This is a genomic window from Caballeronia sp. Sq4a, from assembly GCF_023170545.1.
GTDB lineage: Bacteria > Pseudomonadota > Gammaproteobacteria > Burkholderiales > Burkholderiaceae > Caballeronia.
Genome location: NZ_CP084250.1, coordinates 2,256,830 through 2,277,510 on the forward strand (window position 1 = coordinate 2,256,830; position 20,681 = coordinate 2,277,510).

Sequence of the window (20,681 nt, forward strand, 5' to 3'; positions counted from 1 at the left end):
TGTGTCCTTATTTCGCTTCGACGAGTTCGATCGCGCGCACATCCAGCTTCGATTTCGCGAGCGGATTGTGCGGGCGCGTCTCCAGCCAGAAGCGGTACAACAGGCTCTTCGCCGTCTCCAGCCGATAGCCGCTGCTCGCCCGCATGTCGGTGAGCGGCGCGTAGTCCTCGCCGAGCGCGCGCATCGCGGCCTGCGCCGTGGCTTCGTGCCACTGCGCATCGGCGAGCGCGGCTTCGGCGCGCGCGGCGCGCTTGGGCGTCGCGGCCATGCCGCCGAACGCGATGCGCGGCTCGCGGATCACGTCGCCATCCGCGATATACGCGAACGCGGCGCACACGGCGGAGATGTCGGAATCGAAGCGTTTGGACAGCTTGTAAGTCCGGAAGCGCAGATTCGCGCGTTTTCCCGTGCGTGTCGGCACGCGCACCGCCGCGACGAACTCATGCTCGGCCATGTCCTTCTTCTGATACGCGAGGTACAGGTCTTCGAGCGGCATTTCCCGCGTGCCGTCGATGCTCCCGAGCACCACGCGAGCGCTCAGCGCGATGAGTCCGGGCATCGAATCGCCGATGGGCGAGCCGTTCGCCACGTTGCCGCCGAGCGTGCCGGCGTTGCGGATCGGCAGCGACGCGAACCGCAGCCACATCTCTTCCAGTTCGGGATAGGTCTTCGCGAGTTCCGCGTACGCGCGCTCGACGCTCGCGCCCGCGCCGATCTCGATCCACTCGTCCGTCGTCTCGACGCGCCTGAACGCATCGATCTGTCCGACATAGACGATGTCGCCGATATCGCGCAATTGCTTCGTCACCCACAGGCCGACGTCCGTGCTGCCCGCGAGAATGCGCGCGTCCGGCTTCTCGGCCTTGATCTTCGCGAGCGCCTCGACCGTGCGCGGCGCGTCGAACTGGCGGCCGGCGTGCTCGTAGTGGAACGTGTCGTCGCGGGCGATGGTGTCGAGCGTGCGGGCGAGCGACTGCACATCGACGGGCGAGAGCGGCGCGTGATCGAACATGCGCTCGGCCGCGTCGATGATCGGCCGGTAGCCCGTGCAGCGGCACAGGTTGCCGGTCAGCGCGTTGCTGATTTCCTCGCGCGACGGCGTCGTGCGGTGCGCGCAGCCGGTGGTCGCGTGACCGTGCTTCTCATACAGCGCGAACATCGACATGGCGAATCCCGGCGTGCAGAAGCCGCACTGCGAACCGTGGCAATCGACGAGCGCCTGCTGCACCGGATGCAGCGAGCCGTCGGGCTGGCGCAGGTCTTCGACGGTGAACAGTGCGCGGCCGTCGAGCGTCGGCAGGAACTGCACGCACGCGTTGACCGCCTTAAACGCGACGCCGCCCGCGCCGTCCGGCTCGCCGACGACGACCGTGCACGCGCCGCAATCGCCCTCGGCGCAGCCTTCTTTGGTGCCGGTGCAGCGCGCGTCTTCGCGCAGATATTGAAGGACGGTGCGCGTGGGCGACGCGCCGCTCACTTCGCGGATCGCGTTGCGGTGATAAAAGCGGATCGGCTGGGTCATGACGAGTGTCTCGCGGGGCTTCATGGCTTCTTGCTGGTTGCGCGGGGTGCGCAGCCGGTGGCGGTGAGGTTCGGGCCGGGTATTTTCGGAATAGTCCGACCGCCTCGATGGTTCGAAAGCTATCACCGCCAAAATGCGGAACCCATAGCGGACATTGCATGAGCGACATATTCGCCCCGCGATAAGTCGCCAGCGCCTTACCCGACAAGGCTTTCGGCGATCCGGCACGACCGTGCTCCCGGCGAATTTGATCCATCTGGTTAAAAAAGGCTGCGACGCTGCGCCGCAACATATGGGACAATCACGCCTTCGCGCCGAATTCAAGTCCGCACTTTCCCTATGTCCACCCAGCCCCGCACCGCCGCCGCGCCGCAAGGCGATTTCGCCGTCACTCTCCGGATCGTGTCGGTCGTGCTGTACACGTTCCTCTGCTATCTGACGATCGGCATTCCGCTCGCGGTGCTGCCGGGCTTCGTGCATACGGATTTGGGCTACGGCTCAGTGATGGCGGGCGCGGCGATCAGCGTCCAGTACTTCGCCACACTGATGTCGCGGCCGCTCGCGGGCCGCACCGCTGACACGCTCGGGCCGAAGCGAACGGTGCTGTACGGGCTGGCCGCCTGCGCGGCGAGCGGCGTGCTGCTGCTGTGCTCCGCGCTCGCGGCGCAATGGCACGCGGTGAGCCTCGTGCTGCTCGTGATCGCGCGGCTCGTGCTCGGCTTCGGCGAAAGCTGGGTCGGTACCGGCTCGATCACGTGGGGCATCGGGCGCGTGGGCGTCGCGCATAACGCGAAGGTGATCTCGTGGAACGGCATCGCGACGTACGGCGCGCTTGCGATCGGCGCGCCGCTCGGCGTGGCCATCGACCATTCGCTCGGCTTCGCGTCGCTCGGCTTCATCGTGATCGCGCTGGGCGGCATCGGCTACTGGCTCGCGACGCGCATGGCGAGCGTGCCTATCGTTCACGGCGAGCGCATGTCGTATCGCAGCGTGTTCTTCCGCGTGCTGCCGCATGGACTCGGACTCGCGCTCGGTTCCGCGGGCTTCGGGTCGATCGCCACGTTCATCACGCTCTTCTATGCCGCGCACCACTGGCCGAACGCGGCGCTTTCGCTCACCGTGTTCGGCACGACCTTCGTCGGCGCGCGCCTCTTGTTCGCCAACACGATCAAGGTCTACGGCGGTTTTCGCGTCGCCATCGTCTCGTTCGCGCTGGAATGCGCGGGCCTGCTGATGCTGTGGCTCTCCGCCGAGCCCACCTTCGCGCTGGCCGGCGCGGCGTTGACCGGATGCGGCTTCGCGCTCGTGTTTCCGGCGCTCGGCGTGGAAGCCGTCGGCCTCGTGCCGCCCGCGAGCCGCGGCGCGGCGCTCTCCGCGTACTCGGTGTTCCTCGACTTGTCGCTCGGCCTGACCGGGCCGCTCGCCGGCTATGTCGCAGGCGAATTCGGCTACGGCTCGGTGTTCCTGTTCGCGGCGCTGGCGGCGGCATCGGCGGTGGCGTTGTCGGTGGCGCTCTACATGCGCGCCGGGCGCGGCGTGGGCGGCCCGGCAACCGCGTGAACGGTCGATTCGCGGATCGCTCCACTCTCTCGTCCGAAAGAGCAGGCAAACGCCGGAAATTTTGCCCGCTCTTTGTCTTAAAATCGCCGCTTGGCCCCACAGCGTCCGATTTATGAACTCGACCACGGAAGACCGCTGGCGCGACCTGCGCCCGGACCCGGACAGCGACACTCCGCTCTATCTTCAACTCGCCCGCAAGCTCGCCAACGCCATTCACGACAACCGCTGGAACGCGGGCGAAGCGCTGCCCTCGGAGCGCGTGCTCTCGGAAGCGCTGGGCGTTTCGCGGATCACGTCGAGAAAGGCGATCGCGCTGCTGGTCGAGCAAGGGCTCATTCGACGCGAACAAGGCGCGGGCAGCTTCATCCGGCCGCGCTACGAAGACCCGCTTTCGCGTCTGTCGAGCTTCTCCGAAATGCTGCGCCGGCGCGGTTTTCAGCCGAGCTCGAAGTGGCTTTCGCGCACCATCGAGCCGGCCAATCGCGAAGAAGTCATTCAACTCGGCCTCTCGCCCGCGGCCACCGTCGCGCGTTTGAAGCGCCTGCGCCTTGCCGACGACACCGTGATGGCCGTCGAAAACTCCACCTTCCCCGCCGCGCTGATCCCCGATCCGCTCGCCATCGGCGATTCGCTTTACAGCTATCTCGACACGCGCGGCCTTTCCATCGTGCGCGCGTTGCAGCACTTTCGCGCCGTGAACGCGAGTCCGGAGATTGCTGAACAGATGGGCATCGCGCCGCACGACGCGCTGTTGCTCATCACGCGTGTCGGCTACACGGCGGACCAGCGCGCGATCGAGCTGACCGATACCTACTGCCGCAACGACTACTACGACTTCGTCGCCGAGCTTCGCAAATAACGACGTCGCCCGCCATGACCGACACCGCCACAGTCCAGCCGTCCGACCGATCGCTCACCATCATGCTGTGGCTCGTCGCGACGGGCTTCTTCATGCAGACGCTCGACTCGACGATCGTCAACACCGCGCTTCCCGCGATGGCGCGAAGCCTCGGCGAAGCGCCGCTGCGCATGCAGGGCGTCGTGATCGCGTACTCGCTGACCATGGCGATGATGATCCCGGTCTCCGGCTGGCTCGCGGACAAGCTCGGCACGCGGCGCGTGTTTTTCAGCGCGATCCTGATCTTCACCATCGGCTCGCTGTTGTGCGCGAAGGCGCAGTCGCTCACCGGGCTCGTCGCGTTTCGCGTGGTGCAGGGGGTGGGCGGCGCGATGCTGCTGCCGGTCGGCCGGCTCGCCGTGCTGCGCGTCTTTCCGGCGGAACGCTATCTCTCGGCGCTCGCGTTCGTCGCGATTCCGGGGCTCATCGGGCCGCTCATCGGTCCGACGCTCGGCGGCTGGCTCGTGCAGATCGCGTCGTGGCACTGGATCTTCCTGATCAACGTGCCGGTCGGCGTCATCGGCTGCATCGCGACGAATCTGTACATGCCCGACAGCCGCAATCCCGCGACCGCGCGCTTCGATCTCGCGGGCTATCTGCTGCTCGCGGTCGGCATGGTGGCGCTGACCATTTCGCTCGACGGTCTCGCCGACCTCGGCCTTCAGCACGCCATCGTGCTCGTGCTGCTGATTCTGAGCGTCGGCTGCTTCGTCGCTTACGGGCTGCACGCGACGCGCGCCGCGCAACCCATCTTCTCGCTCGATCTCTTCAAGATTCACACGTTCAGCGTCGGCTTGCTCGGCAACCTGTTCGCGCGGATCGGCAGCGGCGCCATGCCGTATCTCATTCCGCTCTTGCTGCAAGTGAGCCTCGGCTACACGGCGTTTCAGGCGGGCATGATGATGCTGCCCGTCGCCGCCGCCGGCATGGCGAGCAAGCGGCTCGTCACGCGGCTGATCGAGCGCGTCGGTTATCGGCGCGTGCTGGTGACGAACACCGTGCTCGTCGGCCTGATGATGGCGAGCTTCGCGCTCACGAGCGCGCATCAGCCGCTATGGCTGCGGCTCGTGCAACTGGCCGCGTTCGGCGCCGTCAATTCGATGCAGTTCACCGCGATGAACACGCTCACGCTGAAGGACCTCGGCACCGGCGGCGCGAGCAGCGGCAACAGCTTGTTTTCGCTCGTGCAGATGCTATCGATGAGTCTCGGCGTGACCGTCGCGGGCGCGATTCTCTCAACCTTCACCGGGCTCCTTCCGCGCGTCACCGAAACGAATTCGCTGCCTGCGTTCCACGCGACCTTCCTGTGCGTGGGCGTCATCACCGCGGCGACCGCGTGGATCTTCGCGCAACTCGCGCCGGAAGTGCGCGGCGGGCGCAAGAAGCCGGACCCGTCGGAAGCGAACTGAGCGATTGCGCTCCCCATCGCGACGTCGCGCAGCACCGCAGTGGTGCGCGCGGCACCGCGACGCGACGCCCGACGTCATCCCGACCCGCAATGAGCGGACGAATGCACGCGCCGCACTGCGCAAACCCGCGCCGATGCTCGATTTGCATGCTTCTTGCTCGAATGATCGGATGCGATCTTGTAAACTGCCGCTATCTCATAAAGCCGATCGACGCCCGTCAGACCATGAGCATGGTTGATCTCGACCCTCCCCGCTTCCAGCCGCCGCGCCCCGTTGCCGGCGACGACGGCTCGCGTCGCACCGTGCTGTATGGCGAATACACCGTGTTCAGCGTGTTTCAGCCGGTGTTTTCGGTGTCGCACCGGCGGGCGATCGGCTATCACGCGTCGCTGCGCGCGCGCGACGAGACGCATCGGCATGTGCCGTCGCACGAGGTCTTCACGCAGGCGGCCCGGCGCGGCGACTTGCTGGAACTTGGCCGGCTCGCCGAATCGCTGCATCTCGGCAACTTCAATGCGTTCGACAGCCACGACGAATGGCTTTTCCTCAGCCTGCATCCGGCCGCGCTGATGGACACGAGCTACGGCGACGCGCTGCTCGCCGCGCTGAAGGACATCGGCCTGCCGCCGCAGCGCGTGGTGCTCGAAGTGCCCGAGCAGGCCGGCGGCGAGACGACGCGCTTTTCCGAGATCGTCGATTCACTGCGCAAGTCGGGCTTTTTGATCGCACTCGACGGCTTCGGCGTGAAGCATTCGAACATCGACCGCGTGTGGCAGTTGCGGCCCGATATCGTCTCGCTCGACCGCTGCATTCTTCAGCAGGCGACGGAGCATTCCCATATCGAACGCGTGTTGCCGCGGCTCGTGTCGCTGCTTCACGAATCCGGCCAACTTGTGCTGATGGGCGGCCTCGCCACCGAACGCGACGCGCTCATCGCGCTCGAATGCAACGTCGATTTCGTGCAGGGCGCGTATTTCGCGCAGCCGAGCGTCGAAGCCGTGCACAGCGAAGTCGCGGCAAAAACGATGGACGCGCTCTCGGCGGCATCGCGCGAACGGGTCGCGGCCCGCGAGCGCGCGCAGGCCGCGCGGCTCGAACCGTACGTGAGCGGACTGGAACGCGCCGCCGTCAAGCTGATGGAAGGCGAGGCGCTCGCCGCCGCCACGAGCGAATTGCTGCAACTGGCCGACACCGCGCGCTGTTTCCTGCTCGACCACGCAGGCCGGCAGATCGGCGACAACGTCGTGCCTGTGGTGCGCACGTCGCAGCGCGCGAAGCGCTTCAGCCCGCTGCTGCATTCGGAAGGCGCAAGTTGGGAACGCCGGCCCTATTTCATCGAGGCGCTGCGCGCGCCGGGGCGCGTGCATCTCACGGCACCGTATTTGTCGATCAACGAGGCGCACCTGTGCGTGACGGCGTCCATCGCGGCGCAAACGCCTTACGGGCTCCAGGTGCTGTGCGTCGACATCAACTGGGAAGGCGTGCCGAAGCGCCGCTGAGACGCCTTTCTTCCATGCGGCGCTTACTTAACAGCGCCGCATCCGTCCCCGAAAGCAAGCGGTCCCAAACAATTCACGAAACCTAGGGAAACAGATACCGTACTGTCTCGGGCGCGCGACACGAGTGCCCTAACGCACAGAGCTAGAAAAAGAGCCCTCGTTATTCTGTACGCAAACGGTTCGGCGGCGCTCGCCCGAATCTCACGACGAATGATCGCAACGAGGAAATCATGGCCGAAGCTAGCGTTCCCCTGTGCGTCGATCTGGACGGCACGCTGACCGCCACCGATCTGCTGGTCGAATCGTTCCTCGTGCTCGTCAAGAAGAATCCGGTCTATATCCTCTACTGTTTCGTCTGGCTCTTGCGCGGCAAGGCTTATCTGAAGGCGCAGATCGCCGAGCGCGTGGCCATCGACGTGTCCGTGCTGCCGTATAACGCGCGTTTCGTCGAATATCTGCGGGAGCAGCGTCAATCGGGACGCGACCTTTATCTCTGCACGGCGTCGAACAAACAGTTCGCAGAACAGATCGCCAAGCACTTCGGCATCTTCACGGGCGTGCTTGCGAGCGACCACGCGCACAATCTCAAAGGCAGCCAAAAGGCCGGCGCGCTCACGAAGGAATTCGGCGCGCACGGTTTCGATTACTGCGGCAACGCGCTCGCCGACGTGCCGGTCTGGAAGGCGTCGCGGCAGGCGATCGTCGTCGGCAACCGGCACATCGCGGCGGCGGCGGAGAAGGTGAACAAGACGATCGTCTTCTTCGAAGAAAAGCGCTCGCTCGTTCGGCTGACGCTCAAGGAAATGCGCGTGTACCAGTGGGTGAAGAACCTGCTGATTTTCGTGCCGCTGCTCGCGTCGCACCGCTTCACCGATCCGGCGATGCTGCTCGACGAAACGCTCGCGTTCTTCTCGTTCAGCTTCTGCGCCTCCGCGGTGTATCTGCTGAACGACATGCTCGATCTCGACTCGGACCGTCGCCACGCGAAGAAGCGCAACCGGCCGTTCGCGTCCGGCCAGCTGCCGCTGACCTACGGCATGGCGCTCACGTTGACGCTGCTCGTCGCATCCGCCGCGCTTGCCGGGCAACTCGCGCCCAACTTCCAGCTGGTGCTCGGCGGCTACTTCATCGTGACGCTCGCGTATTCGTTCAAGCTCAAGCGCCTGATGCTGGTGGATGTCTTCACGCTCGCCGCGCTTTATACGTCGCGCGTGATCGCGGGCGGCGCGGCGGCCGATATCCTGCTGTCGGACTGGCTCATCATGTTCTCGGTGCTCATCTTCCTGAGCCTCGCGATGGTCAAGCGTTACACGGAACTCGACGCCCTCTTGCGCGACGGCAAGGTGTCGGCGGCCGGGCGCGGCTACGTCACGCAGGATCTCGGCATTCTGCGTTCGTTCGGCACCGCGTCGGGCTATGTCGCCGTGTTGGTGCTGGCGCTGTATCTGAACTCGTCGGACGTGCGGCTGCTGTATCGGCATCCGCACGCGCTATGGGTGCTCTTCGGGCTCTTGCTGTACTGGGTGAGTCGCGTGTGGATGCTCGCGTTTCGCGGCGAGATGCACGACGACCCGATCGTCTACGCGATCAAAAACCGCCTGAGCCTGCTCGTCATCTGTCTATGCATCGCCACGATCGTCGCGGCGATCTAGCTCCCAACCTGACTGCGCTTCATGCAATACATCACGCTTCTTCTGAGCGGCACGTGCAGCGCGCTCGCGAGTATCCTGCTGCGTCTCGCGGGCACGCTGCCGGCGAGCGGCCACGCGCTCGTCTTCGGCATGGAGCCGCGCGCGCTCATCTACCGGCTCGGGGCGATCGGCGCTTATGGCGCGGGCTTCGTGCTGTATGCGCTCGCGCTGCGGCGCGTGGAACTGAGCGTGGCGTATCCGCTGATGGTCGCGGTGACGATACTCGAAATCATGCTGTTCGGCGTGGTGCTCGGCGAGGCGATGTCGCTGCGCACGCTTGCCGGCGCCACGTTGTTGATCGCAAGTGTTCTGCTGCTTTACGCGCCCGCTCCGGCCACGGCCTGAGCGGCGCGAATATCAAATAAAAGAGTCGTTTCGGGGAACTGTCATGCTGATCTCACGGACTGCCACGGGCAAGTCCGCGCCGAGTCTCGGCGCGATTTCGACGACGTTGATCGTCGTTGCACTAGCGATGATCGCGGCGCGCGTGCCGCACGTCTACGCGCAGTTCCGGGCCGATCCCGCGAATGCGTTCAGCGATTTCAATTACTACCTGTACGCGTTCACGACCGTGCTCAGCCATCCCGCCGATGCGACGGTGCTCTACGATCACGCGGGCCTCGTCGCGTTCATGCGCTCGATCGGCGCCCGCGATACCGGCATGGACGTGTTTTATGCGTATCCGCCGCAATTCGCGTGGCTGTTCTCGCCGCTCGGCGCGCTCTCGCCGCTCGGGGCGAAGACCGTGTGGGTCGGCGGATCGCTGGTGCTGTTCGCGCTGGGCGTCGCGATGGTCGCGAAGCTCGCGTATCGGGGCGCGGATCGCGGCGTCGTGCTGCTGATCGTCGCGCTCGCGCTCTTGAGCCGCCCTTTCTTCGACGATGTCTACTGGGGCCAGTCGAACGAGTTGCTCTTCTTCCTGCTCGCGGCGACGTTCTTCTTCATCGATCGCGGCAATCGCGGGCTCGCGGGCGTGTTCCTCGGCGCAGCGATCGCGCTGAAGGTGACGCCCATCACCATTGCGGGCCTTCTGCTCTTGCGACGTGAATGGCGCACTGCCCTGTTCACGTTCGTCACGTCCGTCGTGCTGACCGCGATCACTGCGTGGGCGCTCGGTTTTCATGCGATCTGGCATTACGTCGTGTCCGACATGCCGCGCCTCAACACGCAGAACCTCATGCTTGGCGGCGCGCCGATCAACGTTGCGCTGCGCGGCGGCCTGCAAACGGTGATGGAGAGCGCCGGCCTCAGCGCGTCTCAGCCGATGCTCGGCGCGGTATGGCTTGCCACCGCCTCGGTGGTCTGCACGCTGGCCGTGGTATTGGTGGCGCGGCGCCACGCGGACCGTCGCATCGACTTCGCGCTCGCCACGATGACGATGCTCGTCGCATCCCCGATGCTGGAGCCGGTGCATCTGGTCGTTGCGCTGATCCCGGTGTGCATTCTGTTCGGCACGGCATTCGAGCGGCCCGGCGCGCGGCTGTCGCGGGTCGCGCCGCGAGTCGAATTGCTGCTCGCGAGCCTGGCGGTCGCGGTGATGGCGTTCGCGTCGCGCGGCGCGAGCTACACGGTCGCGGTATGGCTGCTGTACGCGCTGCTCGTCGCGCGATACTTCGCGACCGGCGGCGTCACGCGCGTTCGTTCGATTCCGGGCGCAGAAGATCGAACGCCGCCAGCGCGAGCACACCCGACATCACGATGAGCGCGGCGGAGTGGCGTCCGAAGTAAAGCAGCGCGGCGGAAGTCCACGCCGCGACGCAGAGGGCAGCGAAGCGTTTCATGATGAAGCGGTGGTGCAGGAAAAGACCGCTATTTTATCGGGCGGGCGTGGATGAACGCATGAAACGGCCGCTTGCGGCGTTGCTGATGGCATCCGCTCGATTGCGTCAGCCGAGGCTTCGGTCTCTCGTGCACCGCCCCTCGGCCCGCAACGACACCACGCTTACTGCGCCGCCAGATAGAACGCCTGATCCCGCTGCGGCGTCACGCCGATCACGGTGAGCAAGCCATTCACGACCGTCGCTTCGACGGGCATCGACACGTTGTTGAGACCGCACAACGCGCCGCTGAAGTTCAGCGTGCCGTCGAGCAGATGCTTGCCGGTTGCGCGTGGCTTGAAGCTGCCCGTGAACGTGCAGGCGCTTTGCGTGCCGTTGGCCGTGCCGTCGGCCGCGAAGGTGATGGTCGAGACGGGGTTGAAGCCCGAGCCGCTCGTCCACGTACGCGCGACATCGCTCAAGGCGAGCGGCGTGTCGTAGGTCGTGTTGTAGTTGCCGTTGAAGGCGGTGGCGGTCGTGTCGGGGCTCACGAAGAGACTCGTGGTGGCGGTCAGTGCGCTCTTCGCCGTGAAGTTGCCCGTCAGGGAGCCTGCGCGAATGGCGCCGAGGTTGTGGAAGCCGACCGTCGCGGAATCGGAGAACGCGCCGTCGGTGGCCGTCATGATGCCCTCGATCATCCAGACGAACGAGCCGCTCTGCGTATAGATGCTGAAGTACTGCCCGGTTTCCAGCACGATGGTCTGCGCCGCGAACGACTGCGACGAATTCGCCGACCCGTACCAGAGGCCTTCGGGCAATGCGTGAGACGTTTTCGGAACGCAGGATTTGGTCAGATTGCTGAGATCCGACACGCAGGTCTTGTCGTCGCCGCCGCCGCCGCATGCGGCGAGGATGGGCAGAGCGAGCAGGCAGAGTTTCGATACGAGTTTCATGGCGAGTTCATTGTCTTCGGAGTGAGCACAGGCCGCCGCTCTCGACGGATGCCGACAATGAAATAACGGAATCGCGCAGGGAAACTTTAATCAGGCGAGCTTGCGAAGCGTCTATGCCGCGCTCACCACCGCTTCGCGCAGCGCGTCGTATCTCCTGAGTCAAAAGAAAAGCCCTCGCACGGAGGGCTTTATCTTCGGAACGCTGACCGGACTCGCTGTCCGGCACATCCGGTTGTCACCTCGGCGACAACCCATCATCCATTTACGCGCCAAAATTCTTCGAAGCGAAGTCCCAGTTCACGATGTTCCAGAATGCCTCGATGAACTTCGGACGCGCATTGCGATAGTCGATGTAGTACGCATGCTCCCACACGTCCAGCGTGACGAGCGGCTTGCTGTCGGTGGTCAGCGGCGTCGCGGCGTTGCTCGTCGAGACGATATCGAGCGAGCCGTCCGTCTTCTTCACGAGCCACGTCCAGCCCGAGCCGAACGTGCCCACGGCGACTTTCGCGAACTCTTCCTTGAACTTGTCGAAGGAGCCGTATTTCGCGTTGATCGCGTCGGCCAGCGCGCCGGTCGGAGCGCCGCCGTTCGGCGACAGGCTGTTCCAGAAGAACGTGTGATTCCACGTCTGAGCAGCGTTGTTGAACACGCCGCCCGACGACTTCTTCACGATTTCTTCGAGCTGCATGTTCTCGAATTCAGTGCCCTTGATCAGCTCGTTGAGCTTGGTCACATAGGTCTGGTGGTGCTTGCCATAGTGAAACTCGAGCGTTTCTTCCGACATGTGCGGAGCAAGCGCGTTCTTGTCGAACGGCAGCGGCGGGAGCGTATGTTCCATGATTGCGAGCTTCCTTTCTATGTGGATTGTGGGACTGTGAGGAGTGAAGCAGTGGAGCAATGGATTGTAGGCGAGTTGGGATAACCCCGCAAACCGCCCGCCTTTATGAGCATGATCGCTTTCGTACCGTCAAAAGCGGCGTAAAAAGTGCTCGCGGCCGCGCTTCGCGCCACGTCGAAATTACGCCGTGACGCGAGCGCGAAACGCGTCAGAAATCGTCGGACAGACGCGGCTGAACGTCGGCGAGAACGACATCCGCCGAGCCTTGCGCGAGGTGCACCGTGAGCGCGCGCTTGGGCTTGAGTGCGTTCGGCGCGCGCAGCGCTCGGCCCGTTTGCGTGTCGATGAACGCGGCATAACCGCGTTCCAGCGTGCGCTGCGGGCTGAGCACCTGCAAGCGCGCCGCCAGTTCCGACACACACGCTTTCTCGCGCTCGCGACGACGCTCGTTCGCGCTTTTCATGCGCTGCGCGAGCCGCAGCACATGCTCGCCTTGCGCGGCGACATCCGGCCGCCTGCGCTCCCAGCGATACCGCACGAGCGCGAAGTGCGAGCGGGCATCGCGCACGGGCCGCGCGCCGGCACTTGCAAGACGGCTTGCCAGTTGCCGCAGATGGACGCGCTGCCGCGCGAGCCGCTCGGCCGGACTCACGAGCCTGCGCGCGAGCCAGTCGAGTTGCTGCGCGCGACGCTCCATCGTGCGTCCGAAGGCGCGCGCGAGCGCCGCGTGCCGATGATCGAGCTCGCGCAGCAACAACACGCGCTGCGGACTCACGAGCTCGGCTGCGCCGGTCGGCGTGGGCGCGCGGACATCGGCGGCGAAATCGGCGATGGTGAAGTCCGTCTCGTGACCGACGCCGCTCACCACCGGCAGTTCGCTCGCCGCAATCGCACGAGCGAGCACTTCCTCGTTGAATGCCCACAAGTCTTCGATCGACCCGCCGCCGCGACACACGATCAGCACGTCGACTTCGCGCCGCGCGTTGGCCGCTTCGACCATCGCCGCGAGTTTCGCGCCGGCGCCCGTGCCCTGCACCGGCCCCGGATACACGATCACCGGCACATGCGGCGCGCGGCGCGCGAGCGTCGTCAGCACGTCGCGCAACGCGGCGGCCTGCAACGACGTAACGATGCCGATTCCGCGCGGATGCGTCGGCAGCGCGCGCTTGCGCTCGGCGGCGAAGAGGCCTTCGCTCTCCAGTTGCGCCTTGAGGCGCAGAAACGCTTCGTATAGGCGCCCCTGCCCCGTGCGCCGCACCGCTTCGACGCTCAGTTGCAATTCGCCGCGCGGCTCGTACATGGCGACGAGCGCGCGCACTTCGATCTTGTCGCCTTCGCGCGGCACGAACTCGGCGTACTGCGCGCGGCTTCGGAACATCACGCAGCGCATCTGCGCGTTGGCGTCCTTGATCGAAAAATACCAGTGGCCGCTCGCGGCGCGCGTGAAGTTCGACACTTCGCCCGATACCCAGACGAGCGGAAACGACCGCTCCAGCATCGTGCCGATCGCACGGTTGAGCACGGAAACGGGGATGACGGCGTCGCCGCCTGGCGTCGGCAAGGAATCGGGAGTCATGGTTCGGATCGGATGAAAGGCGCGTCGCCCGGCGCGGTCCGCCTGGCAAGGCCCCGCCAGTGTAGCAAGTGTCCACACAGAAGAACTTACCGATGCGGCTCCCCGACGGCCGCCAGACGCCCATGAGTTCGTAGCAAGTCTTTGATTCGACGCGTTTTCTTTCGGAAAGCCAGGCAATTTCCCGAAGCAACTCTTTCCTGAAGCGGATTTCGCCTTTTCGAACGCCAAATTCTTCACAGAGTTATCCACAGTTCGCGTCGGCGCCGCGAACGGCTGCGCCGACTGGCGAAGAGCGCGTTCGCGCGCTAGAGTGCCGGGTCGTGCACCGGCTCGCGAGGTTCCGAGGTCGCTTCGGACCTTTGAGCGCGCACCGCCGGTCGAACCGTACAACGCATACCGAAATCGAAGGAGTTGCCGTTGCGCGCCCTGCCGTACCCGACATCGTTCCCGCGTCACTGCGCATTGAATGCCGTCCGCGCGAAGGCGGTCCATGTCTGACTTCAAGCCGCCGATCGAAAACTTCTTTGCCCGCGAATGGCGTCGGCGCGGCGGCGTCGCGTGGGCGCTGACGCCGTTTGCGTGCGTGTTCGGCGCAATTGCCGCGACGCGCCGCGCGCTGTTCGACGTGGGCTGGATGAAGCGCGTCGATGTCGGCGTGCCGGTGGTCGTCGTCGGCAACGTGACCGTCGGCGGCACAGGCAAGACGCCGACCGTCATCGCGCTCGTCGAGGCGCTGCGGGCGGCGGGCTTCCAGCCGGGCGTAGTCTCCCGCGGATACGGCGCAAAGGTCGCAGAGCCGACGAGCGTCACGCCCGCGAGCGTCGCGAGCCAAGTCGGCGACGAGCCGCTTCTGATCGCGCGCCGCACGCATGCGCCGGTGTTCGTCTGCCCGGACCGCGTCGCCGCCGCGCGCGCTTTGCTGAACGCGCATCCGAATGTCGACGTGATCGTGAGCGACGACGGCCTGCAGCACTATCGCCTCGCGCGCGTGTTCGAACTCGTCGTGTTCGACGACCGGCTCGGCGGCAACGGCTTTCTGCTGCCCGCAGGTCCCTTGCGCGAGCCGATGTCGCGCCATCGCGATGCCACGCTCATCAACAGTCCTTACGACCGCACGCTGCCGCCGTGGGCGAACACGTTCGCGCTCGATCTCGAACCCGGCGACGCGTGGCTGCTCGACGATCCCTCGGTGCGCCGGCCGCTCGCGCAGTTCGCCGGCGAGAAAGTGGTGGCGGCGGCGGGCATCGGCTCGCCCGAGCGTTTTTTCGCGACGCTGCGCGCGGCGGGCATCGCGCCGACGACTCGCGCCTTCCCCGATCACTACGCGTACCGCGAGAATCCGTTCGCCTCGGTCGAAGCGGACGCGATCCTGATCACGGAAAAGGATGCAGTAAAATTCGGAGCCTGGCGCGACGCGCGCATCTGGGTCGTTCCCGTGCAAGCCGTGCTCAGCCCTCGCCTCATCGCTCTCGTTGTGGAGAAACTCCGTGGACGCACGTCTGCTTGAAATCCTCGTCTGCCCTATCTGCAAGGGCCCGCTCAACTACGACCGCGCGGCACAGGAGCTCGTCTGCAACGCGGACAAACTCGCGTATCCCATTCGCGACGGCATTCCGGTGATGCTCGTGGACGAAGCGCGACAGACGGTCGAAGGCACGCCCGTCACGCCGCTGAAGCCTGTCGGCGACCTCTGAAGTCATCGTCATGTCCGTGCCGTTCATCGCCGTCATTCCCGCGCGTCTCGCGTCCACGCGGCTGCCGAACAAGCCGCTCGCCGATCTCGGCGGCAAGCCGATGGTCGTGCGCGTCGCCGAGCGGGCGCGCGAGTCGGGCGCGAGTCACGTGCTCGTCGCGACGGACTCGCACCTCGTCGTCGAAGCAGCGCGCGATCACGGTATCGAGGTGATGCTCACGCGCAGCGATCATCCGACCGGCACCGACCGCCTCGCCGAAGTCGCCACGCGCCTGAACTGGAGCGACGAGACCATCGTCGTGAACGTGCAGGGCGACGAACCGCTGATCGACCCGCAACTCGTGCGCGACGTCGCCACGCATCTCTCCGCGCACGGCGAATGCGCGATCGCCACGGCTGCGCATCCGATCCACGATCCCGCCGACGTCTTCAATCCGAACGTGGTGAAGGTCGCGCTGGATGCGAAAAGCGTCGCGCTCTACTTTTCTCGCGCGCCGATTCCGTGGTCGCGCGATGCGTGGCAGCCGCACTGGCCGGACGTCGCCTCGCTGTCCGCGCTGCCCGCCGTGCCGGACAACGTGCTGCGGCATATCGGCCTCTACGCCTATCGCGCGAAGTTTCTGCGCGACTTCCCGACGCTCGCTCAAGCGCCCATCGAAGCGGCCGAAGCGCTCGAACAACTGCGCGCGCTGTGGCACGGCGAGCGCATTGCGGTGCTTGTCACGCAAGACGCGCCACCGCCCGGCGTCGACACGCCCGCGGACCTCGCGCGCGTGCAGGCGCTCTTCGCACGCGCGAACTGAACGCATCGCGCAACCGGTGTATACCCCGCCAAACGCCCGCGCGACGGGCGTCTTAGCGGTTTCCATAATCGCTATCAGGGCCGCGATCGTAATGAGGCGTGGCATAATCAAGCGATTGCGCGAGCCTTCCGGTCAGCGCCACGCTCAACGTTGCGCCGCTGTCCGCGGGTGCCGCGCTGCCTGTCGAATCGGCCGCGCCGCCTGTCGTCGACGCCGCCCGAGCGTCGCCGCCGGATGTCACGAACCTCGCGCCAGCGGTTTCTAGACGATTCGGAGATATCACCATGCGGTTGATCCTGTTGGGCGCACCCGGCGCGGGCAAGGGCACCCAGGCAAACTTCATCAAGGAGAAATTCGGCATTCCGCAGATTTCCACCGGCGACATGCTGCGCGCCGCCGTGAAAGCCGGCTCCCCGCTCGGCGTCGAGGCGAAACGCTACATGGACGCGGGCGAACTCGTGCCGGACCTGCTCATCATCAATCTGGTGAAGGAGCGGCTGCTGGAAAGCGACTGCACCAACGGTTATCTGTTCGACGGCTTTCCGCGCACCATTCCGCAGGCTGAAGCCATGAAGAGCGCCGGCGTCGTGATCGACTACGTGCTCGAAATCGACGTGCCCTTCAACGAGATCATCACCCGCATGAGCGGGCGTCGCGTGCATGCGCCGTCGGGGCGCACGTATCACGTCACGTTCAATCCGCCGAAGAACGACATGGTGGACGACGTGACCGGCGAGCCGCTCATCCAGCGCGAGGACGACAAGGAAGAGACCGTGCGCAAGCGTCTCGACGTGTACGACGCGCAGACGAAGCCGCTCATCGCGTATTACAACGACTGGGCGAAGTCGGGCGCGACCGAAGACGGCCTGAAGGCGCCGCAATACCGGCGCATCTCGGGTTCCGGCAGTGTCGATGAAATCCGCGATCGCGTGTTCGCTGCGCTGAAGTAAGCAGCCGAGCATCCAAGAAACCCGCTCCGAACGAGCGGGTTTTTTTGTGCGCGCTCGCGGCAACGCGTTGGCTACAATCGACGCGTCGCCCGCGAGGGCCACACTACAAGGAGAAGACACATGGAGATGAAAGACAACGTTGTATTGATCACGGGCGGCGCGTCGGGTCTGGGCGCGGCGACCGCGCGCGTCGTCGCGGGCAATGGCGGCAAGCCCGTGATCGCCGACATGAACGAAGCCGCGGGCGAAGCGCTTGCGCGTGAATTGTCCGGCGTGTTCGTGAAGTGCGACGTGAGCCGCGAAGACGACGGACAACGCGCCGTCAATGCCGCGACGAAGCTCGGCACGCTGCGCGGCCTCGTGAACTGCGCGGGCATCGCGCCGGCATCGAAGACGGTCGGGCGCGACGGTCCTCACCCGCTCGATCTGTTCAGCAAGGTCGTCGCGGTCAATCTGATCGGCACGTTCAACATGATCCGGCTCGCGGCCAACGCGATGTCGAAGAACGAGCCGAACGTGGCGGGCGAGCGCGGCGTGATCGTGAATACGGCGTCGGTGGCGGCATTCGACGGGCAAATCGGGCAGGCGGCGTATGCGGCGTCCAAAAGCGGCGTCGTGGGCATGACGCTGCCGATCGCACGCGATCTCGCGCGCAGCGGCATTCGCGTGATGACGATTGCGCCGGGCATCTTCGAAACGCCGATGCTGCTCGGCATGCCGCCCGACGTGCAGACGGCGCTCGGCGCGATGGTGCCGTTCCCTTCCCGCTTCGGCAAGCCGGACGAGTTCGCGATGCTGGTCAAGCAGATTTTCGACAACCCGATGCTCAACGGCGAAGTGATCCGCCTCGACGGCGCCATCCGCATGCAGCCGAAATAAAGGCGCCGGTTGAATCTCGGCTCAGTCGCCGTTTTCCTGCGTGCGCAGTCGCAGATCGTGCAGCTCTGACTCGACGACGGTGGCATCCACCGCGTCGGGGCGGTCTTCCAGATAGCGCTGAAGGTCTTCGAGCGCGGGACGCAAATAATCGAGCCGCGCGTACGCGAAACCGCGATCGCGCACTTCCTCGATGCTGTCCGGCAACGCGATCACCAACCGCTGCTGCACAGCAAGCAGACGCTGCCAACGCTCTGTCTGAAGATAGATGCTCTTGAGGTTGCGCAGCATTCTCGCGACGATCTCGCGGCGCGTCGCGGGCTGCAACAGCACGCGCAACGCGCTGCCGATCGATTCGCCGACGCGCTGCACATACGGCTCCAGCATTTCGACCATCTGCGCTTCGGAGAGCGACTGGCCGGTGGTCGGATCGAGCATGAGATCGCTGCCGGGCGTCGCGACGCGCAACAGGAAATGTCCCGGAAACGACACGCCCTGCACCGGCAAGCCAAGCTGCTCGGCCATTTCCAGATAGATAACGGCAAGCGAAATCGGGATGCCGCGCCGACGGCGCAGCACCGCGTTCAGATAACTGTTGTCCGGATCGTAGTAATCGTTCAGGTTGCTGGAGAAACCCAGCTCGCGGAAGAAATAGCGATTGAGCGCCTCGACGCGCTGTTTGACATCCGCGTCCTCCGGCATGCGGCGGCGCGCGCGCACGACCAGTTCGTCCAGTTCCGCGAGCACCGCCTGCATGTCGACGTCCGGATAGGCGTCCTGCGCGAGCGACAGCGCGGCCTCCGTGAGCGGCAGGCTCTCGTCGTCGGCCATCAGGGCCGAGAAATAATCGAGGATACGCGTCGTCGTCATCAATGCGCTCGTCTCTTGAAGTAAGCGTATTTGAAGCCCATTGCGGAAAGCATACCGAAATACAGTCCCGCGAACACAACCAGGCTAGCTCCGAGCAGCATGATTCGTGCGAAGGGTGTCGCGCGCATGGCAATCCAGTCGAAATTGGCCGACACCCAGTGCATCGCGCCGGCGAGCACGAGACACGCGCCGATCAGCTGCACGAAAAAGCGCGTCCAGCCCGGCGACGGCTGATAAATGCCGCGGCGGCGCAGTCCGATGAAAAGCAGCAGCGCGTTGGCGAGCGCGCCGAGGCCGATGGACAGCGTCAACCCCGCGTGCGAGAAAATCGGCACGAAGATGTAATTGCTCACCTGCGTCATGATGAGCACGCCGACGGCGATCTTCACCGGCGTCTTGATGTCCTGCTTCGCGTAGAAACCGGGCGCGAGAATCTTAATGAGAATCAGCCCGACGAGCCCGATGCCGTACGCCGACAGCGCGCGGCCGACCATCACGACGGAATGGCCGTCGAACTTGCCGTAGTGAAAGAGCGTCGCGGTGAGCGGCTCCGCAAAGAAAAAGAGCGCGACGGCGCTCGGCGCGGCCAGCAGGAACGTGATGCGCAAGCCCCAGTCGAGGAGCGCCGAATATTCGTCGGCGTTGGCGTCGACGTGCGCTTTCGACAGACTCGGCAGGAGAATGGTGCCGAGCGCCGCGCCGAGCAGCGCGGTCGGGAATTCCATCAGCCGGTCGGCGTAGTTGATCCACGACACCGCGCCCTGCCCGATATTCGACGCGATATTCGTGTTGATGATGAGGCTCAATTGCCCGACCGACACCGCGAAGGTCGCGGGCACCATCTTCGCGAGCACGCGTTTAACGCCCGGATGCGCGAGCGCGCGCCGGAAGTTCACGCCGACAGCCGGCATCATGTCGATCTTCTTCAAGCCGGGCAGTTGCACGAGGAATTGCAGCAGGCCGCCCGCGATCACTGCGTAGGCGAGCGCGTACACCGGCACTTTCATGTGCGGCGCGACGAACACCGCCGCGAAGATGAACGCCACGTTGAGCAGCACCGGCGCGAACGCGGGCAGCGAGAACTGCTTGTACGTGTTGAGGACGCCCGAGGCGAGCGTCGTCATCGAGATGAAGATGATGTACGGGAACATGATCCGCGTCATCTCCACGGCGAGGCCGTACGCCGCGCCGTCGTGCCTGAGTCCCGACGCGACCGCGAACACGACCCAGCCCGCGCCCGCCATGCCGACGAGCGACAGCACGACGAGGCCCCAGGTCAGCACGGTCGACATGGCGTCCACGAGCGCCTTGGTCGGATCATGCCCCTTGCTGTTCTTGAACTCGGCGAGGATCGGCACGAACGCCTGGGCAAACGCGCCTTCCGCGGACAGGCGCCGCAGCAGGTTCGGAATGCGGAACGCGACGTAAAACGCGTCGGTGTAGAGACTGGCGCCGAAGGCTCGGGCGATCAGCGTTTCGCGGATCAGGCCGGTCACGCGCGACAGCAGCGTGAAGCCGCTGACCGTCAGGAGGGCTCGGAATAGATTCATGGGGCGCTTATTATACGGGCCGAGGGTGACGCGCTCCGGTAACGCTGGCGCGCAACGCCGCGAGAATGACGGATTGCACCAAATTCGTGGCGGCGCGGGCACGGCCTGCCGCCCGCACCGTCGCGCTTGTCATATGTCGTCTTCGCTTGCTATAATCGCGGGTTTCGACGGCCGGTTCTGGCGAAATTGCGCCCGAAACGGGAATCCGGCGGGAAGTCTGACTTGAAGCGCCG

At 65.3% G+C, this 20,681-nt stretch carries 18 protein-coding genes; 12 read left to right on the top strand and 6 right to left on the bottom strand.

Features of this window, described 5'->3' with window-relative positions; translation table 11 throughout:
- Positions 1–7: 7 nt before the first annotated feature.
- The gene (gene xdhA / locus LDZ24_RS10690; RefSeq protein WP_248320429.1) at positions 8–1,522 is read right to left on the bottom strand and encodes a xanthine dehydrogenase small subunit; all 1,515 of its coding nucleotides are present in this window, start codon (positions 1,520–1,522) and stop codon (positions 8–10) included.
- A 339-nt stretch (positions 1,523–1,861) separates the two neighbouring features.
- On the opposite strand from xdhA, the gene LDZ24_RS10695 reads away from it, so the two are divergent.
- The 7 genes from LDZ24_RS10695 (at position 1,862) to LDZ24_RS10725 (ending at position 10,281) form a co-directional block, all read left to right on the top strand.
- Entirely contained in the window at positions 1,862–3,082 is a 1,221-nt protein-coding gene (locus LDZ24_RS10695) for an MFS transporter (RefSeq protein ID WP_248320430.1), read from the top strand.
- Between the two features lie 112 nt (positions 3,083–3,194).
- Positions 3,195–3,941 (top strand): GntR family transcriptional regulator, encoded by a 747-nt coding sequence (locus tag LDZ24_RS10700; protein ID WP_175944828.1) that lies wholly within the window; start codon positions 3,195–3,197, stop codon positions 3,939–3,941.
- A gap of 14 nt (positions 3,942–3,955) precedes the next feature.
- Entirely contained in the window at positions 3,956–5,389 is a 1,434-nt protein-coding gene (mdtD, locus tag LDZ24_RS10705) for a multidrug transporter subunit MdtD (protein ID WP_248320431.1), read from the top strand.
- A 224-nt stretch (positions 5,390–5,613) separates the two neighbouring features.
- Positions 5,614–6,888, top strand: a complete 1,275-nt coding sequence (locus LDZ24_RS10710; protein ID WP_248320432.1) for an EAL domain-containing protein — start codon at positions 5,614–5,616, stop codon at positions 6,886–6,888.
- A 230-nt stretch (positions 6,889–7,118) separates the two neighbouring features.
- Positions 7,119–8,540 (top strand): UbiA family prenyltransferase, encoded by a 1,422-nt coding sequence (locus LDZ24_RS10715; protein ID WP_248320433.1) that lies wholly within the window; start codon positions 7,119–7,121, stop codon positions 8,538–8,540.
- A gap of 21 nt (positions 8,541–8,561) precedes the next feature.
- The gene (locus tag LDZ24_RS10720; RefSeq protein WP_175944835.1) at positions 8,562–8,924 is read left to right on the top strand and encodes an SMR family transporter; all 363 of its coding nucleotides are present in this window, start codon (positions 8,562–8,564) and stop codon (positions 8,922–8,924) included.
- A 43-nt stretch (positions 8,925–8,967) separates the two neighbouring features.
- Complete coding sequence (locus LDZ24_RS10725; RefSeq protein WP_248320434.1) at positions 8,968–10,281, top strand: glycosyltransferase family 87 protein; 1,314 nt, start codon at positions 8,968–8,970, stop codon at positions 10,279–10,281.
- A 240-nt stretch (positions 10,282–10,521) separates the two neighbouring features.
- On the opposite strand, the gene LDZ24_RS10730 is transcribed toward LDZ24_RS10725, so the two are convergent.
- The 3 genes from LDZ24_RS10730 to xseA form a co-directional block, all read right to left on the bottom strand.
- On the bottom strand, positions 10,522–11,289 hold the full coding sequence (locus tag LDZ24_RS10730; RefSeq protein ID WP_248320435.1) for a hypothetical protein: 768 nt from the start codon (positions 11,287–11,289) through the stop codon (positions 10,522–10,524).
- A 262-nt stretch (positions 11,290–11,551) separates the two neighbouring features.
- Positions 11,552–12,130, bottom strand: coding sequence for a superoxide dismutase (locus tag LDZ24_RS10735; protein ID WP_248320436.1), 579 nt, complete (start codon positions 12,128–12,130; stop codon positions 11,552–11,554).
- Positions 12,131–12,338: 208 nt separating this feature from the next.
- On the bottom strand, positions 12,339–13,706 hold the full coding sequence (xseA, locus tag LDZ24_RS10740; protein WP_248320437.1) for an exodeoxyribonuclease VII large subunit: 1,368 nt from the start codon (positions 13,704–13,706) through the stop codon (positions 12,339–12,341).
- A 490-nt stretch (positions 13,707–14,196) separates the two neighbouring features.
- Between xseA and lpxK the strand changes: the two genes are divergently transcribed.
- The 5 genes from lpxK (at position 14,197) to LDZ24_RS10765 (ending at position 18,031) form a co-directional block, all read left to right on the top strand.
- Positions 14,197–15,213: a tetraacyldisaccharide 4'-kinase gene (lpxK, locus tag LDZ24_RS10745; RefSeq protein WP_248320438.1), complete on the top strand. Its 1,017-nt coding sequence runs from the start codon at positions 14,197–14,199 to the stop codon at positions 15,211–15,213.
- Positions 15,194–15,400, top strand: a complete 207-nt coding sequence (locus LDZ24_RS10750) for a Trm112 family protein (protein WP_206466865.1) — start codon at positions 15,194–15,196, stop codon at positions 15,398–15,400. Before lpxK ends, LDZ24_RS10750 begins: the two co-directional genes overlap by 20 nt.
- A gap of 10 nt (positions 15,401–15,410) precedes the next feature.
- Positions 15,411–16,202 carry a 3-deoxy-manno-octulosonate cytidylyltransferase gene (gene kdsB, locus LDZ24_RS10755; protein ID WP_248320439.1) on the top strand — a complete coding sequence of 264 codons (792 nt, stop codon included), beginning with the start codon at positions 15,411–15,413 and terminating at the stop codon, positions 16,200–16,202.
- A 284-nt stretch (positions 16,203–16,486) separates the two neighbouring features.
- Positions 16,487–17,152 (top strand): adenylate kinase, encoded by a 666-nt coding sequence (adk, locus tag LDZ24_RS10760; RefSeq protein WP_175944852.1) that lies wholly within the window; start codon positions 16,487–16,489, stop codon positions 17,150–17,152.
- 120 nt (positions 17,153–17,272) lie between these two features.
- Entirely contained in the window at positions 17,273–18,031 is a 759-nt protein-coding gene (locus LDZ24_RS10765) for a 3-hydroxyacyl-CoA dehydrogenase (RefSeq protein ID WP_248320440.1), read from the top strand.
- 21 nt (positions 18,032–18,052) lie between these two features.
- Here the strand turns inward: LDZ24_RS10765 and LDZ24_RS10770 are convergent, their stop codons facing one another.
- A complete protein-coding gene (locus tag LDZ24_RS10770) occupies positions 18,053–18,898 on the bottom strand; it encodes a SirB1 family protein (RefSeq protein ID WP_175944856.1) in 846 nt (281 codons plus the stop codon).
- Positions 18,898–20,448: a murein biosynthesis integral membrane protein MurJ gene (gene murJ / locus LDZ24_RS10775; protein WP_248320441.1), complete on the bottom strand. Its 1,551-nt coding sequence runs from the start codon at positions 20,446–20,448 to the stop codon at positions 18,898–18,900. The genes LDZ24_RS10770 and murJ overlap by 1 nt, the downstream gene beginning before the upstream one ends.
- Positions 20,449–20,681 lie beyond the last annotated feature (233 nt).

Coding starts and splice junctions, on each gene's coding strand:
- xdhA (WP_248320429.1), bottom strand. CDS start 1,522: ATGACCCAGCCGATCCGCTTTTATCACCGCAACGCGATCCGCGAAGTG.
- LDZ24_RS10695 (WP_248320430.1), top strand. CDS start 1,862: ATGTCCACCCAGCCCCGCACCGCCGCCGCGCCGCAAGGCGATTTCGCC.
- LDZ24_RS10700 (WP_175944828.1), top strand. CDS start 3,195: ATGAACTCGACCACGGAAGACCGCTGGCGCGACCTGCGCCCGGACCCG.
- mdtD (WP_248320431.1), top strand. CDS start 3,956: ATGACCGACACCGCCACAGTCCAGCCGTCCGACCGATCGCTCACCATC.
- LDZ24_RS10710 (WP_248320432.1), top strand. CDS start 5,614: ATGAGCATGGTTGATCTCGACCCTCCCCGCTTCCAGCCGCCGCGCCCC.
- LDZ24_RS10715 (WP_248320433.1), top strand. CDS start 7,119: ATGGCCGAAGCTAGCGTTCCCCTGTGCGTCGATCTGGACGGCACGCTG.
- LDZ24_RS10720 (WP_175944835.1), top strand. CDS start 8,562: ATGCAATACATCACGCTTCTTCTGAGCGGCACGTGCAGCGCGCTCGCG.
- LDZ24_RS10725 (WP_248320434.1), top strand. CDS start 8,968: ATGCTGATCTCACGGACTGCCACGGGCAAGTCCGCGCCGAGTCTCGGC.
- LDZ24_RS10730 (WP_248320435.1), bottom strand. CDS start 11,289: ATGAAACTCGTATCGAAACTCTGCCTGCTCGCTCTGCCCATCCTCGCC.
- LDZ24_RS10735 (WP_248320436.1), bottom strand. CDS start 12,130: ATGGAACATACGCTCCCGCCGCTGCCGTTCGACAAGAACGCGCTTGCT.
- xseA (WP_248320437.1), bottom strand. CDS start 13,706: ATGACTCCCGATTCCTTGCCGACGCCAGGCGGCGACGCCGTCATCCCC.
- lpxK (WP_248320438.1), top strand. CDS start 14,197: ATGTCTGACTTCAAGCCGCCGATCGAAAACTTCTTTGCCCGCGAATGG.
- kdsB (WP_248320439.1), top strand. CDS start 15,411: ATGTCCGTGCCGTTCATCGCCGTCATTCCCGCGCGTCTCGCGTCCACG.
- adk (WP_175944852.1), top strand. CDS start 16,487: ATGCGGTTGATCCTGTTGGGCGCACCCGGCGCGGGCAAGGGCACCCAG.
- LDZ24_RS10765 (WP_248320440.1), top strand. CDS start 17,273: ATGGAGATGAAAGACAACGTTGTATTGATCACGGGCGGCGCGTCGGGT.
- LDZ24_RS10770 (WP_175944856.1), bottom strand. CDS start 18,898: ATGACGACGACGCGTATCCTCGATTATTTCTCGGCCCTGATGGCCGAC.
- murJ (WP_248320441.1), bottom strand. CDS start 20,448: ATGAATCTATTCCGAGCCCTCCTGACGGTCAGCGGCTTCACGCTGCTG.